Source organism: Castellaniella sp. (assembly GCF_041677825.1).
Classification (GTDB): domain Bacteria; phylum Pseudomonadota; class Gammaproteobacteria; order Burkholderiales; family Burkholderiaceae_B; genus Castellaniella.
In genome coordinates this window covers 1-11,266 of sequence record NZ_JBAYPG010000048.1, presented here as the reverse complement: position 1 = coordinate 11,266, position 11,266 = coordinate 1, and the positions used below count along the sequence as shown (strand labels likewise).

Annotated in this window: 19 protein-coding genes; 2 read left to right on the top strand and 17 right to left on the bottom strand. The window is 64.9% G+C overall.

Translation table 11 applies throughout. The features are described from left to right. A partial coding sequence (locus WCY17_RS14130) for a cobalamin B12-binding domain-containing protein (RefSeq protein ID WP_372702829.1) occupies positions 1 to 136 on the bottom strand: 136 nt, incomplete at its 3' end. A 379-nt stretch (positions 137 to 515) separates the two neighbouring features. Between WCY17_RS14130 and WCY17_RS14125 the strand changes: the two genes are divergently transcribed. Beyond that, entirely contained in the window at positions 516 to 806 is a 291-nt protein-coding gene (locus WCY17_RS14125; RefSeq protein ID WP_372702827.1) for a DUF1778 domain-containing protein, read from the top strand. Continuing rightward, positions 794 to 1,381 (top strand): GNAT family N-acetyltransferase, encoded by a 588-nt coding sequence (locus WCY17_RS14120; RefSeq protein ID WP_372702826.1) that lies wholly within the window; start codon positions 794 to 796, stop codon positions 1,379 to 1,381. Before WCY17_RS14125 ends, WCY17_RS14120 begins: the two co-directional genes overlap by 13 nt. 108 nt (positions 1,382 to 1,489) lie before the next feature. On the opposite strand, the gene WCY17_RS14115 is transcribed toward WCY17_RS14120, so the two are convergent. The 16 genes from WCY17_RS14115 to rpsH all read right to left on the bottom strand — a co-directional run. Further along, positions 1,490 to 3,619: a protein-disulfide reductase DsbD domain-containing protein gene (locus WCY17_RS14115; protein ID WP_372702825.1), complete on the bottom strand. Its 2,130-nt coding sequence runs from the start codon at positions 3,617 to 3,619 to the stop codon at positions 1,490 to 1,492. Beyond that, complete coding sequence (gene cutA / locus WCY17_RS14110) at positions 3,612 to 4,040, bottom strand: divalent-cation tolerance protein CutA (protein ID WP_372702824.1); 429 nt, start codon at positions 4,038 to 4,040, stop codon at positions 3,612 to 3,614. The genes WCY17_RS14115 and cutA overlap by 8 nt, the downstream gene beginning before the upstream one ends. 224 nt (positions 4,041 to 4,264) lie before the next feature. Further along, positions 4,265 to 4,645: a 50S ribosomal protein L17 gene (rplQ, locus tag WCY17_RS14105; protein WP_372702823.1), complete on the bottom strand. Its 381-nt coding sequence runs from the start codon at positions 4,643 to 4,645 to the stop codon at positions 4,265 to 4,267. A 94-nt stretch (positions 4,646 to 4,739) separates the two neighbouring features. Beyond that, a complete protein-coding gene (rpoA, locus tag WCY17_RS14100) occupies positions 4,740 to 5,741 on the bottom strand; it encodes a DNA-directed RNA polymerase subunit alpha (RefSeq protein WP_372702822.1) in 1,002 nt (333 codons plus the stop codon). Positions 5,742 to 5,853: 112 nt separating this feature from the next. Then, a complete protein-coding gene (gene rpsD / locus WCY17_RS14095) occupies positions 5,854 to 6,477 on the bottom strand; it encodes a 30S ribosomal protein S4 (protein ID WP_372702821.1) in 624 nt (207 codons plus the stop codon). Positions 6,478 to 6,488: 11 nt separating this feature from the next. Further along, a complete protein-coding gene (rpsK, locus tag WCY17_RS14090) occupies positions 6,489 to 6,887 on the bottom strand; it encodes a 30S ribosomal protein S11 (protein ID WP_372702820.1) in 399 nt (132 codons plus the stop codon). 9 nt (positions 6,888 to 6,896) lie between these two features. Continuing rightward, positions 6,897 to 7,262, bottom strand: a complete 366-nt coding sequence (gene rpsM / locus WCY17_RS14085) for a 30S ribosomal protein S13 (protein WP_372702819.1) — start codon at positions 7,260 to 7,262, stop codon at positions 6,897 to 6,899. Positions 7,263 to 7,292: 30 nt separating this feature from the next. Beyond that, positions 7,293 to 7,406, bottom strand: coding sequence for a 50S ribosomal protein L36 (rpmJ, locus tag WCY17_RS14080; protein ID WP_026349781.1), 114 nt, complete (start codon positions 7,404 to 7,406; stop codon positions 7,293 to 7,295). Positions 7,407 to 7,431: 25 nt separating this feature from the next. Next, on the bottom strand, positions 7,432 to 7,650 hold the full coding sequence (gene infA, locus WCY17_RS14075) for a translation initiation factor IF-1 (RefSeq protein ID WP_043678924.1): 219 nt from the start codon (positions 7,648 to 7,650) through the stop codon (positions 7,432 to 7,434). Positions 7,651 to 7,656: 6 nt separating this feature from the next. Beyond that, positions 7,657 to 8,985, bottom strand: a complete 1,329-nt coding sequence (gene secY / locus WCY17_RS14070; RefSeq protein ID WP_372702818.1) for a preprotein translocase subunit SecY — start codon at positions 8,983 to 8,985, stop codon at positions 7,657 to 7,659. A 17-nt stretch (positions 8,986 to 9,002) separates the two neighbouring features. Next, positions 9,003 to 9,446: a 50S ribosomal protein L15 gene (gene rplO / locus WCY17_RS14065; protein WP_372702817.1), complete on the bottom strand. Its 444-nt coding sequence runs from the start codon at positions 9,444 to 9,446 to the stop codon at positions 9,003 to 9,005. Between the two features lie 11 nt (positions 9,447 to 9,457). Next, a complete protein-coding gene (rpmD, locus tag WCY17_RS14060) occupies positions 9,458 to 9,643 on the bottom strand; it encodes a 50S ribosomal protein L30 (protein ID WP_372686885.1) in 186 nt (61 codons plus the stop codon). 5 nt (positions 9,644 to 9,648) lie between these two features. Next, positions 9,649 to 10,164, bottom strand: coding sequence for a 30S ribosomal protein S5 (gene rpsE, locus WCY17_RS14055; protein ID WP_372702816.1), 516 nt, complete (start codon positions 10,162 to 10,164; stop codon positions 9,649 to 9,651). 10 nt (positions 10,165 to 10,174) lie between these two features. Then, positions 10,175 to 10,540 carry a 50S ribosomal protein L18 gene (rplR, locus tag WCY17_RS14050; protein WP_372702815.1) on the bottom strand — a complete coding sequence of 122 codons (366 nt, stop codon included), beginning with the start codon at positions 10,538 to 10,540 and terminating at the stop codon, positions 10,175 to 10,177. Between the two features lie 18 nt (positions 10,541 to 10,558). Then, positions 10,559 to 11,092, bottom strand: coding sequence for a 50S ribosomal protein L6 (gene rplF / locus WCY17_RS14045; RefSeq protein ID WP_372702814.1), 534 nt, complete (start codon positions 11,090 to 11,092; stop codon positions 10,559 to 10,561). 12 nt (positions 11,093 to 11,104) lie between these two features. Beyond that, the coding region (gene rpsH / locus WCY17_RS14040; protein ID WP_372702828.1) for a 30S ribosomal protein S8 at positions 11,105 to 11,266 on the bottom strand (162 nt) is incomplete at its 5' end.

Genomic DNA, 11,266 nt, shown 5'->3' with positions numbered 1-11,266 from the left:
TCTGCCATGGCGGCGTGTAGATCACCTCCATGCCCGCATCGCGGCAGATCGCCGCCACGATGCGGCTGCCACGATCATGGCCATCGAGCCCTATCTTGGTCACCAGAACCCGCGGGCGAAAATCGGCACTGTTCATATGGTCTTCCTTTGAGTTTCATGGCCGCGCCATTCATGAAAGCGACTTGCCTGTCAAGCAGATTCCTGCGAACGATGGATGCGAAAGAATCCACTGCGTGTGAACGGAATTATAGGATCAAATGACATTACATTGTCGTTACGTTGAGCCAAATTCGATGAGTTTTCATAGGTGTTTTCCCGTACTCATGGGCCCATATGAGGGTGGTGGCCGCCGCAATGCCCCCGGGCCGTCCGGCAGCGCGGACCGCGATCCGGGTCCGGCGCTCGGGCGCCTGCACGGATGGGCACAGCGGGCGCTTTGCCGGCGGGCTGCAGCGGCGTGACATGCGGTTGCACGGGCGATCGAACTATAATGCCCCCACTACGAGGACACTCTTATGGATCACAATATCAAGGATCCCCACCCCAGCAAGCGTGAAGCACTCAATATCCGCATCAAGCCTGAAGACCGCCGGCTCATCGATCAGGGGGCCCTGGCCGTGGGCAAGAACCGGACCGAGTTCATCCTCGACGCCGCCCGCCTGGCCGCTGAAGAAGCCATACTCGAACAAACCATACGGCTGGACTTCGAGTCATACCAGGCCTTCCTGAACCGTCTGGACGATCCGCCGGCGCCCGGCACGCATCTGAAGAAGTCCATGCAGACCTGTGCGCCATGGGACACATGACACCAGCGGGCAGCACTCTGTCCACGCGCCGAAGCCGTACACGCAAGACGCCCCCTGAAGCGGGCACCCGGCCATGGCTCGCAGCGCCCGTACCCCTGACAGAAAACCATGACTTCAGCGCCTTCTGCTGCCAGCTTCCAGGCCTGGATTTCTGGCTCAAGAACCGGGCCCTGCGCCACCAGCAGACACGGGCCCTGAGCACGTTCGTGGCGTGCCAGGGTCCGCGAGTGCTGGCCTATTATGCACTGGCGTCCAATGTGATCGTGGCTGATGTAAAACCCACGAAATCGGGCAGCAATGTGCCGGCGCCCATTCCCGTGGTGGCCATGGCGCGGCTGGCGGTCGACCACACGCTGACGGGCCATGGCATCGGGCGCGCGCTGTTTCGGGATGCAGGTCTGCGGGTGCTGCAGGCGGCCGATCTCATCGGCATCAAGGGCATGATTGCCCATGCGGTGACCGACGAGGCCCAGGGGTTCTACGACCGTCTGGGTATTGGTCCCTCGCCGTTCAACCCGCAACTGCGGGTCGTCTCGCTGAAAGAGCTGCGCGCCTGCCTGCAAGCGTGCCGCTGACGGCGCGCGCCGTGGCCGCGTCGGCCTTTGCCGGTTTTCAGGCCGGGGAGTCGTCAGCGTATGCCAACGGGGGTCGGCGCAGGCTGCAGTGATTTCAGCGTGGCGGTTTCAGCGCACGCCGTCGAGCACCCACAGGAATTCATCGGCATTCTTGAAGCCGATCACCCGTGCATCGGGCCGGTATTGGCCACGGCCATCGAAGAACAGGATGCCGGGCGGCCCGAACAGATCGAAACGGGCCAGCAGGGCCTTGTCGTCGGCCGTCATGCGGGTCACGTCGGCCTGCAGCAGCAGGAAATCCCCCATGCGCGCCGCCACGCGCGCATCACTGAAGGTGAACTTCTCCATCTCCAGGCACGACACACACCAATCGGCGTAGAAGTCCAGCATCACTGGCCTGTCGGTGGTCGCGAGTTGCTCGTCCAGATCTGCCACGGAGGCCACAGGCGTGAAGCGCGCACGGATGGTGGCGACATCGACCGTGCCGCTGGCCAGGCCCCCACCCCCGATACCCGAGGCACCCGCGCCAGCCGCGGCAAATGGGGCCAGCGGGCGCAGCATGTCGCGCCCGCCAGCCAGCAGACCGGCGCCCTGGGCAAGCCCCCAAAGCATCACCAGCAGGGCCAGCCCGCGCCAGAAGTGCCGCCAGGGCGACACTGCCGCCCCAGCCGCGGGCCTGCTGGCCGCCTCACCCGTGGCCGCCGGGCTCGAGGCCGCCCACAGCAGCAGACCCGCCCACACGGCCAGCACGACCCAGCCGCCCACATACAGGCTGGCGCCCAGCAGCGGCCGAGCCATCCACCAGGCCGTCGCCAGCAACAGAATGCCGAAGGCGTGTTTGAGCGGATCCATCCAGGCCCCGGCGCGCGGCAGCAGCACACCCGCACCGGCGCCCACCACCAACAGCAGCAGGCCCTGGCCCCAGGCCATGGCAAACAGCGCCGCTCCCCCCACGAGCCAGTCGCCCGTCTGCGAGATGAACAGCAGCACGCCCGCCAGTGGCGCGGCCACGCACGGCCCGACGATCAGCGCCGAGACGGCGCCCATGATGAGCACGGCACCGGTCTGGCCACCGGGCAGGCGCTGCAGGCGCGTCTGCAGCGCCGTCTGCAGGCCGGTCGGCGCCTGCAGCGTGAAGACATCCAGCATGGCCAGCGCAAACAGCGCCAGCAGAACTGCGAAACTGCCCAGTACCCAGGGATTCTGCAGCCAGGCGGCCAGCCCGGCGCCCAGCAGGCCGGCGGCCACGCCCAGCGCGGTGTATACCAGCGACATGCCGAATACGTAAACGGCGGCCAGCCACAGACCGCGCGCCCGCCCCGGACCCCGTGCAGACCCGGATTCGGCGGTACCCCGGCCGGCCCCGCCAGCCGCCGCGCCGCAGCGGGCCGTGGCCTGGCTGCCCGACAGCAGGGCCAGCAGGATGGGCACCATGGGCAGGACGCAGGGCGTGAAAGACAGCAAGGCGCCAAAGGCCAGGCTGAGCAGCAAAATCTGCCACAGTGGCGCCTGATGCAGCCAGGCCGCCATGCCCATGTCGCCCCAGTCGCCGAGGCGTTCGGGCGGCCCGGCGGCCATGGGGGCAGCACTGCCGGGTGCGGCGTCCGTGGCCCCTGCCGTATCGCCCGCGGCCGTCGGGTCAGGCACGCTGGCAGTCGCCCGGGGTGCCGGCACCTGATCGCGCACCAGACTGCCCTGGGCCACGTAGCCGTCGCCTGCCGCCACCAGCGAAAATGTCTGCGTCATGGGCGGGTAGCACAGGCCCTGGTCGGAACAGCCCTGACCCGTCACGGTGACCTGCAGCGGTGCGTCGGCCCCGGGCTGCAGGGGTATGCGCAGAGTCGCCCCATCGTGATACACGACCATGTCCTGCTCGAAGGTCGGATCCCAGGTGACCTGGCCCCCCGGCAATTGCAGGGCGTCGGCCCACTGCGGCGTACGGGTCTCCATCTCCGGCGGCGTGAGCGCCGAACGATGAAACAGCAGCAACTGCCCCTGAGCATCTTCGAGGGTCACCTCGAAGCGCTCTTGATACATGTAGTAATCCGGTGCGATGGCGTAATGGATGTCGAGCGTGAGCGGGTCGACCATGGCCGCCGACGCCACAAAAGCCTGCTCGGGCGGCAGGAAGTCATCCGCCGCCTGGGCCGGTGTGCAAAACCCGACCAGCACGAGCACGGCCAGCAACCCGCGCAGAATGAGCCGCCACGCGCGGGGCCCCAGGAGACGCTCAGTCATCCTTGCACAGACAATGGGCGCTCGAGTCGGGGTCGACCCCGGCGCGCGTGTTTTCAGTGACCCAGGCTAGATAGGGCGCGCTGCCGGCCACGACACCCTGGACGAGAAATTCGGGGACATCGTAGGGATGCAGCTCGCACAGGCGCTGGTACAGCGCAGGCAAGGCGTCGGCGGCGGTCTTGAAAGTGAGCGGGATCTCGTCACCGCCTTCGAGCTTGCCCTGCCACATGTACATGCTGGTGACGGGCCCGCCAATATGGGCGCAGGCCACGCGCCGTTCTTCGACCAGATGATGCGCGATACGCTTGGCCAGCATCAGATCGGGCGCGGTGGTCTGCACGATGACCGTGTCGGCGGGATCGCCTTCCTGGCGGCGCACGGCCGCAGGCGCAACGGGGTGGGAAACGGGTGCGGTGGACATGTTGATACCGGGCTGCCATCCAACGGCACATTGTAACCCCTGCCAGACGGCGCACCACGTGCGGCCGCGGCGCGCGCGCACGTAACCGCTGGCGCCAGAAGCACAAAACCCCGGCCAGGGGCCGGGGTTGAGCATGGCCATCCCACGCGGCGTTACGCTGTCGGACGCTGCCTTGGGTGCGACGCCCGGATGCGCGAGGCGAAGCGCGCCGCTGCGGACCGGGGCTATTCTTCGGCGGTCTCCATTTCGGGCCGATCGACGAGCTCCATGAAGGCCATGGGGGCGTTGTCACCCTGGCGAAAGCCCATCTTGAGCACCCGCGTATAGCCGCCATTGCGGGTGGCAAAGCGCGGGCCCAGATCATTGAACAGCTTGGTGACGGCTTCGCGATCGCGCAGGCGCGCGAAGGCCAGCCGGCGGTTGGCCAGCGTGGGATTCTTGCCCAGGGTGATCAGGGGCTCGACCACGCGGCGCAGTTCCTTGGCCTTGGGCAGGGTGGTCTTGATGGCTTCGTGATGGATGAGCGATACTGCCATGTTGCGAAACATGGCCAGGCGATGGCTGCTGGTGCGGTTGAGTTTGCGTGGTCCGTGACGATGACGCATGATGGTTCCTTCAGGTTGAATCTCGATGACCGGAATCTTCTATCGACCCGGCATCCGGAAATGCCAGGTCGCGGCCGGTTTGGCTGTGGACAGGTCAGGGACGCTCGAGGCCCACCGGGGGCCAGTTCTCGAGCTTCATGCCCAGGGTCAGACCCCGGGTGGCCAGGACTTCCTTGATTTCATTGAGTGACTTGCGCCCCAGGTTGGGGGTCTTGAGCAACTCGTTTTCGGTGCGCTGGATGAGGTCGCCAATGTAGTAGATGTTTTCGGCCTTCAGGCAGTTGGCTGAACGCACGGTGAGTTCGAGGTCATCGACCGGGCGCAGCAGCACCGGATCGATGGGTGCCAGCGCGCTGTCGGCCAGGCTGCCGCCGCTGGTGGCCGGGCTGCCGTCCTTGTCGGCCAGCGACACAAAGACTGCGATCTGGTCCATGAGGATGCGGGCCGACTGGCGTACCGCCTCTTCGGGGCTGATCACGCCATTGGTTTCGATATCGAGCACCAGCTTGTCGAGGTCGGTACGCTGTTCCACACGCGCGTTCTCGACGGCATAGCTGACGCGTCGCACCGGGCTGAACGAGGCATCGAGCACGATCTGGCCGATGGTGGCCGAACGGTCGTCCACCAGGGCGCGCACATTGCCGGGCACGTAGCCGCGCCCCTGCTCGACCTGGATCTGCATCTCGAGCCGGCCCCCTTCGGTCAGCGTGGCGATGAGATGATCCGGATTGACCACTTCGACATCATGCGGCAGTTCGATGTCGCGTGCGCGCACCTCGCATGGGCCCTGCCTGTTGATCTGCAGGGTGACCTCTTCGCGGTTGTGCAGCTTGAACACGACGCCCTTGAGATTGAGCAGGATGTCGACCACGTCTTCGCGCACGCCATCGATGGTGGAATATTCGTGCACCACCCCGCTGATCTGGACTTCGGTGGGCGCAAAACCGGTCATGGACGACAGCAGGATGCGGCGCAGCGCGTTGCCCAGCGTGTGGCCATAGCCGCGCTCGAAGGGCTCCATGGTGACCTTGGCGTGGTGCGCGCCCACGGATTCGACCGAGATCGTGCGCGGCTTGAGAAAACCTTGTACAGACATGAAATATCCTTTTCAATACCCTCGGCTCGTTACACCGATAAGGCTGATGGATGATTCGAACCCCGCCCGAGGCCAGCCGGCCCGGGCGGGGCAGAAACGGGTGAGCGGTTGCTCAGCGCGAGTAGAGTTCGACCACCAGTGATTCGTTCACGTCGTGGGCCACATCGGCGCGATCGGGCGCCTGCTTGAACACCCCCGACAGCTTGGTGGCATCGACCTCGACCCACTGGGGCAGACCGTTGCCGGTGGCCAGTTCGAGCGACTCTTTGATGCGGATCTGGTTCCTGGCCTTTTCGCGCACGGACACGACGTCGCCCGCGCCGACCAGCATCGAGGCGATATCGGCGGTACGGCCGTTGATCTCGATGGCCCGGTGATTGACCAGCTGACGGGCTTCGGCCCGCGTGGACCCGAAACCCATGCGATACACGACGTTGTCGAGACGCGACTCGAGCAGCTGGATGAGGGTCTCGCCCGTGGGGGCGCGGCGCCGTTCGGCTTCTTCGAAGTACTTGCGAAACTGCTTTTCGAGCACGCCGTACATGCGCTTGAGCTTCTGCTTCTCGCGCAGCTGCAGGCCGAAGTCGGATGTGCGCGCGCCCGAGGTGCGGCCATGCTGCCCCGGGCGGGACTCGAGCTTGCACTTCGTGTCGAGCGAGCGACGGGCGCTCTTGAGGAAGAGATCAGTGCCTTCGCGACGCGAAAGCTTGCATTTGGGACCAGTATAACGAGCCAAGATAGTTCCCCTTAGATACGACGGCGCTTGGGCGGGCGGCAGCCATTGTGCGGCACCGGCGTGATGTCGGAAATGCTGGTGATGCGGATGCCCAGCGCATTCAGGGCACGCACCGAGGATTCACGCCCCGGGCCCGGGCCCTTGATGAGGACCTCGAGCGTCTTGATGCCGTATTCCTGGGCTTGACGGCCGACCTGCTCGCCCGCCACCTGGGCGGCAAAAGGCGTGGACTTGCGCGAGCCCTTGAACCCGGCACCACCGGACGTGGCCCAGGCCAGGGTGTTGCCCTGGCGGTCGGTGATGGTGATGATGGTATTGTTGAACGACGCATGCACGTGTGCAATGCCGTCGGCCACGTTCTTCTTGACTTTCCTGCGGACGCGGCTGGCGCCCGATTGTGCTTTGGCCATGGTGGTTCCTTACTTTTTCAGGGACGCGGCAGCGCGACGCGGGCCCTTGCGGGTGCGGGCGTTGGTGCGGGTACGCTGGCCGCGCACCGGCAGGCCCCGCTTGTGGCGCAGGCCGCGGTATGTGCCGAGGTCGACCAGGCGCTTGATCGACAGTTGCACTTCGCGGCGCAGGTCGCCCTCGATCGTGTAGCTGTTGATCTGTTCACGCAGCCTTTCGAGCTCGGCATCGGTGAGATCCTTGATCTTCGTGCTGTAGGCAATGCCGCTTGCGTCGCAGATCTGGCGTGCGCGCGTGCGGCCGATACCGAAAATCGCCGTCAGGCCAATTTCGGCATGTTGATGCGGTGGGATGTTGATGCCAGCAATACGGGCCATGTTCTTTCCTTGAATCCGTGATGCCCGGCCTTAGCCTTGGCGTTGCTTGTGACGCGGGTCGGTGCAGATGACACGCACGACCCCGTGCCGCTTGATGATTTTGCAGTGGCGGCAGATCCGCTTGACTGATGCCATTACCTTCATGGTGTTCTCCTGTGTGGACCGGCCGCTACTTGGAGCGGAAGACTATCCTGGCGCGCGACAGATCATAGGGCGTGAGCTCCACCGTGACCTTGTCGCCCGGAAGGATCCGGATATAGTGCATGCGCATCTTGCCCGAAATATGGCCCAGCACCATATGACCGTTCTCGAGCTTGACACGAAACGTTGCATTGGGGAGGTTTTCGATCACCTCGCCCTGCATCTGGATGACGTCGTCCTTGGACATGTTGGTTCAGCGCATGGGAAGACCCGGGCTCTTGAAGTGGGACTTCCGGAGCAATGAGTCATACTGTTGGGACATGACATAAGCCTGCGCCTGGGCCATGAAATCCATGGCCACCACGACGATGATCAGCAGCGATGTGCCGCCAAAATAAAACGGTACGTTCCAGCGCATCTGCATGAGTTCGGGCAGCAGGCAGACCAGGGTGACGTAGATCGCCCCGGACAGCGTCAGGCGCATCAGAATCTTGTCGATATAGCGTGCCGTCTGTTCGCCCGGACGGATGCCCGGCACGAACGCGCCGCTTTTCTTGAGATTGTCGGCTGTTTCACGGCTGTTGAACACCAGCGCGGTATAGAAGAAACAGAAAAAGATGATCAGGCCCGAGTACAGCGTGATGTACAAGGGTTGTTGCGGCGACAGGGCAGCGGCCAGATCACCCAGCCAGCGCATGTCCGGGTTGCTCGAGAACCAGCTGGTGACGGTGGCCGGCAGCAGGATGATGGACGAGGCGAAGATGGGCGGGATGACGCCGGACATGTTCAGCTTGAGCGGCAGATGCGAAGACTGGCCGCCATAGAGCTTGTTGCCGACCTGACGCTTGGCGTAGTTGACGGTGATGCGGCGCTGGCCGCGTTCGACGAACACGCAGAAGTACGTGACCGCCACCACCAGCACCAGAATGAACAGGGCCGACAGGATGGACATGGAATCGGTGCGCACCAGATCGAGCATGCCGCCCAGCGCGCCGGGCAGGCCGGCCACGATGCCGGCGAAGATGATCAGTGAAATACCGTTGCCCAGGCCGCGTTCGGTGATCTGCTCGCCCAGCCACATGATGAACATGCTGCCCGTCACCAGGGTGACGATGGTCGTGAAGCGGAACATGAGGCCGGGATCGATCACCAGGCCGGGCTGCGACTCGAGCGCCACCGAGATGCCGATGGCCTGGAACGCCGCAAGAAACACCGTGCCGTAGCGCGTGTATTGCGTGATCTTGCGCTGGCCCGCCTGGCCTTCTTTCTTGATGGCCTCGAGGGTGGGCACCACCACGGCCAGCAACTGCATGATGATGGCGGCCGAAATGTACGGCATGATGCCCAGCGCCAGCACCGAGAAGCGCTCGAGCGCGCCGCCCGAGAACATGTTGAACAGGCCCAGGATACCCCCCTGGTTCTGCTGGAACAGGTCGGACAGGGCATTCGGATTGATGCCCGGCACGGGGATGTGCGTACCCAGACGGTAGACGATCAGGGCCAGCACGAGAAACAGGACACGGCGCTTGAGATCGCCGTATCCTGCACTGGAGCCGGATTTTTGAGCCTGCGCTTTCGCCACGGTTGCCCCTTTGCGCCTCAGGCCAGCGAGCCGCCGGCCGCTTCGATGGCGGCGCGCGCCCCGGCCGAGGCCTGCAGCCCCTTGAGGTGCACCGCACGGGTGATCTCACCGGTACGAATGACTTTTACGGCACGCACCAGCTGGCCCACCAGGCCCGCCTGCTTGAGGACGTTGAGGTCGATTTCGTCGACCGGCAACCGTTGCAGCTGGGACAGGCGGACTTCGCCGACCAGGTGGCGCCCCATGGAGGTGAAGCCCCGCTTGGGCAGGCGCCGCTGCAGGGGCATCTGGCCCCCTTCGAAGCCCGGCTTGACGGTGCCGCCGGAGCGCGACTTGAGGCCCTTGTGGCCACGGCCGCCGGTCTTGCCCAAACCGCTGCCGATACCACGGCCCAGACGGCGCCGTTCGCGGCGGGCGCCTTCGGCGGGTGCAAGCGTGTTCAGTTGTGTGTACTGCGACATGGTGATTCCTTTCAGGCGTCGGAGACGCTGACCAGATAGCTGACCTTGTTGATCATCCCGCGGACTTCGGGCGTATCGACCAGTACCCGGCTGCTGTTGAGCTTGCCCAGGCCCAGGCCGCGCACGGTGGCGCGGTGGCTTTTGTGGGTGCCGATCACGGAACGCACGAGCGTGACCTTGATGTGCTTGTCGGACATTGTGCTTACCCCAGGATCTCTTCGACCGTCTTGCCGCGCTTGGCGGCGATCTCGGCCGGGGTGGAACAGGCGCGCAGGCCATTGAGCGTGGCGCGCACCATGTTGTACGGGTTGCTCGAGCCCAGGCTCTTGGCCACGACGTTGCGCACGCCCATGACCTCGAAGATGGCGCGCATCGGGCCACCGGCAATCACGCCGGTGCCTTCGATGGCGGGCGAAATGAGCACGGTGGCAGCGCCGTGCTTGCCGACCACGCTGTGGTGCAGGGTGCCATCCTTCAGTGCCACCTTGATCAGGCCACGTCGGGCCTGTTCCATGGCTTTCTGCACGGCGACGGGCACTTCGCGGGCCTTGCCCTTGCCCATGCCGATGCGGCCGTCGCCATCGCCCACTACGGTGAGTGCGGCAAAGCTCATGGTGCGGCCGCCCTTGACGACCTTGCTGACGCGATTGACTGCGATCATTTTTTCGCGCATGCCGTCATCGCGGTCGTCGGCGTGCCGGGCTTGTGATTTGGCCATGTGATCCCTCTCAGAACTGCAAGCCGGCTTCACGCGCGGCTTCGGCCAGCGCCTTCACGCGGCCATGGTAACGGAAGCCCGAGCGGTCGAAGGCGACCAGCTCGATGCCGGCGGCACGGGCCTTTTCGGCGACCCGCCGGCCCACCAGACCCGCTGCGGACACATTGCCGCCGTTGGCCTGCTGGCCCGCCAGCTGCTGGCGCACTTCGGGTTCGAGCGTGGAGGCGCTGATGAGCACGCGGTCGCCCTCGGGCGAAATGATGTTGGCGTAGATGTGCAGATTCGTGCGATGTACCGAGAGCCGGTGCACGCGCAATTCGTGAATCTTGCGGCGGGTGGCCGTGGCACGACGCAAACGGGATTGTTTCTTGTCCATGATGTGTCCTTGCCGAGCTTATTTCTTCTTGGTTTCCTTGATGATGACGCGCTCATCGGCGTAGCGCACACCCTTGCCCTTGTAGGGCTCGGGCCTGCGATAGGCACGGATGTTGGCGGCCACCTGACCGACGACCTGCTTGTCGGCCCCCTTGACCACGATTTCGGTCTGGGTCGGGCATTCGATCTTGATGCCCTCGGGGATGGGATGCAGGATGTCGTGCGAGAAACCCAGTTGCAGCTTGAGGTCGTTGCCCTGGATCTGGGCACGGAACCCCACGCCCACCAGATTGAGGCGCCGTTCGAAACCGGTGCTGACGCCGACCACCATGTTGTTCACCAGCGAGCGCATGGTGCCCGAGAGCGCATTGGCTTCGCGGGTTTCATTGGCTGCGGCAAAGGACAGCTGGTTGTCGGCCAGGTCGACCTGCACGGAATCGGGCAAGGCCTGCGAAAGCGTGCCCAGCGGGCCCTTGACGACGATCTGGCCGGCGCTGATGACGGGTTCGACGCCCTTGGGCAGGACGACGGGATATTTGGCAATGCGTGACATGCGATGACCCCCTTACGCCACGTAGCACAGGACTTCGCCGCCCACGCCGCTGGCGCGCGCCTTGCGATCGGTCATCACGCCACGCGGGGTGGAAATGATGGCCACGCCCAGCCCGTTCATGACCTGCGGCAAATGGGTGCTGCCCTTGTAGATGCGCAGGCCGGGCCGCGAGAC

Excerpts from the sequence above, each read along its gene's own strand:
- WCY17_RS14125 (WP_372702827.1), top strand. The coding sequence starts at position 516 with ATGGATCACAATATCAAGGATCCCCACCCCAGCAAGCGTGAAGCACTC.
- WCY17_RS14120 (WP_372702826.1), top strand. The coding sequence starts at position 794 with ATGGGACACATGACACCAGCGGGCAGCACTCTGTCCACGCGCCGAAGC.
- WCY17_RS14115 (WP_372702825.1), bottom strand. The coding sequence starts at position 3,619 with ATGACTGAGCGTCTCCTGGGGCCCCGCGCGTGGCGGCTCATTCTGCGC.
- cutA (WP_372702824.1), bottom strand. The coding sequence starts at position 4,040 with ATGTCCACCGCACCCGTTTCCCACCCCGTTGCGCCTGCGGCCGTGCGC.
- rplQ (WP_372702823.1), bottom strand. The coding sequence starts at position 4,645 with ATGCGTCATCGTCACGGACCACGCAAACTCAACCGCACCAGCAGCCAT.
- rpoA (WP_372702822.1), bottom strand. The coding sequence starts at position 5,741 with ATGTCTGTACAAGGTTTTCTCAAGCCGCGCACGATCTCGGTCGAATCC.
- rpsK (WP_372702820.1), bottom strand. The coding sequence starts at position 6,887 with ATGGCCAAAGCACAATCGGGCGCCAGCCGCGTCCGCAGGAAAGTCAAG.
- rpsM (WP_372702819.1), bottom strand. The coding sequence starts at position 7,262 with ATGGCCCGTATTGCTGGCATCAACATCCCACCGCATCAACATGCCGAA.
- rpmJ (WP_026349781.1), bottom strand. The coding sequence starts at position 7,406 with ATGAAGGTAATGGCATCAGTCAAGCGGATCTGCCGCCACTGCAAAATC.
- infA (WP_043678924.1), bottom strand. The coding sequence starts at position 7,650 with ATGTCCAAGGACGACGTCATCCAGATGCAGGGCGAGGTGATCGAAAAC.
- rplO (WP_372702817.1), bottom strand. The coding sequence starts at position 9,446 with ATGTCGCAGTACACACAACTGAACACGCTTGCACCCGCCGAAGGCGCC.
- rpmD (WP_372686885.1), bottom strand. The coding sequence starts at position 9,643 with ATGTCCGACAAGCACATCAAGGTCACGCTCGTGCGTTCCGTGATCGGC.
- rpsE (WP_372702816.1), bottom strand. The coding sequence starts at position 10,164 with ATGGCCAAATCACAAGCCCGGCACGCCGACGACCGCGATGACGGCATG.
- rplR (WP_372702815.1), bottom strand. The coding sequence starts at position 10,540 with ATGGACAAGAAACAATCCCGTTTGCGTCGTGCCACGGCCACCCGCCGC.
- rplF (WP_372702814.1), bottom strand. The coding sequence starts at position 11,092 with ATGTCACGCATTGCCAAATATCCCGTCGTCCTGCCCAAGGGCGTCGAA.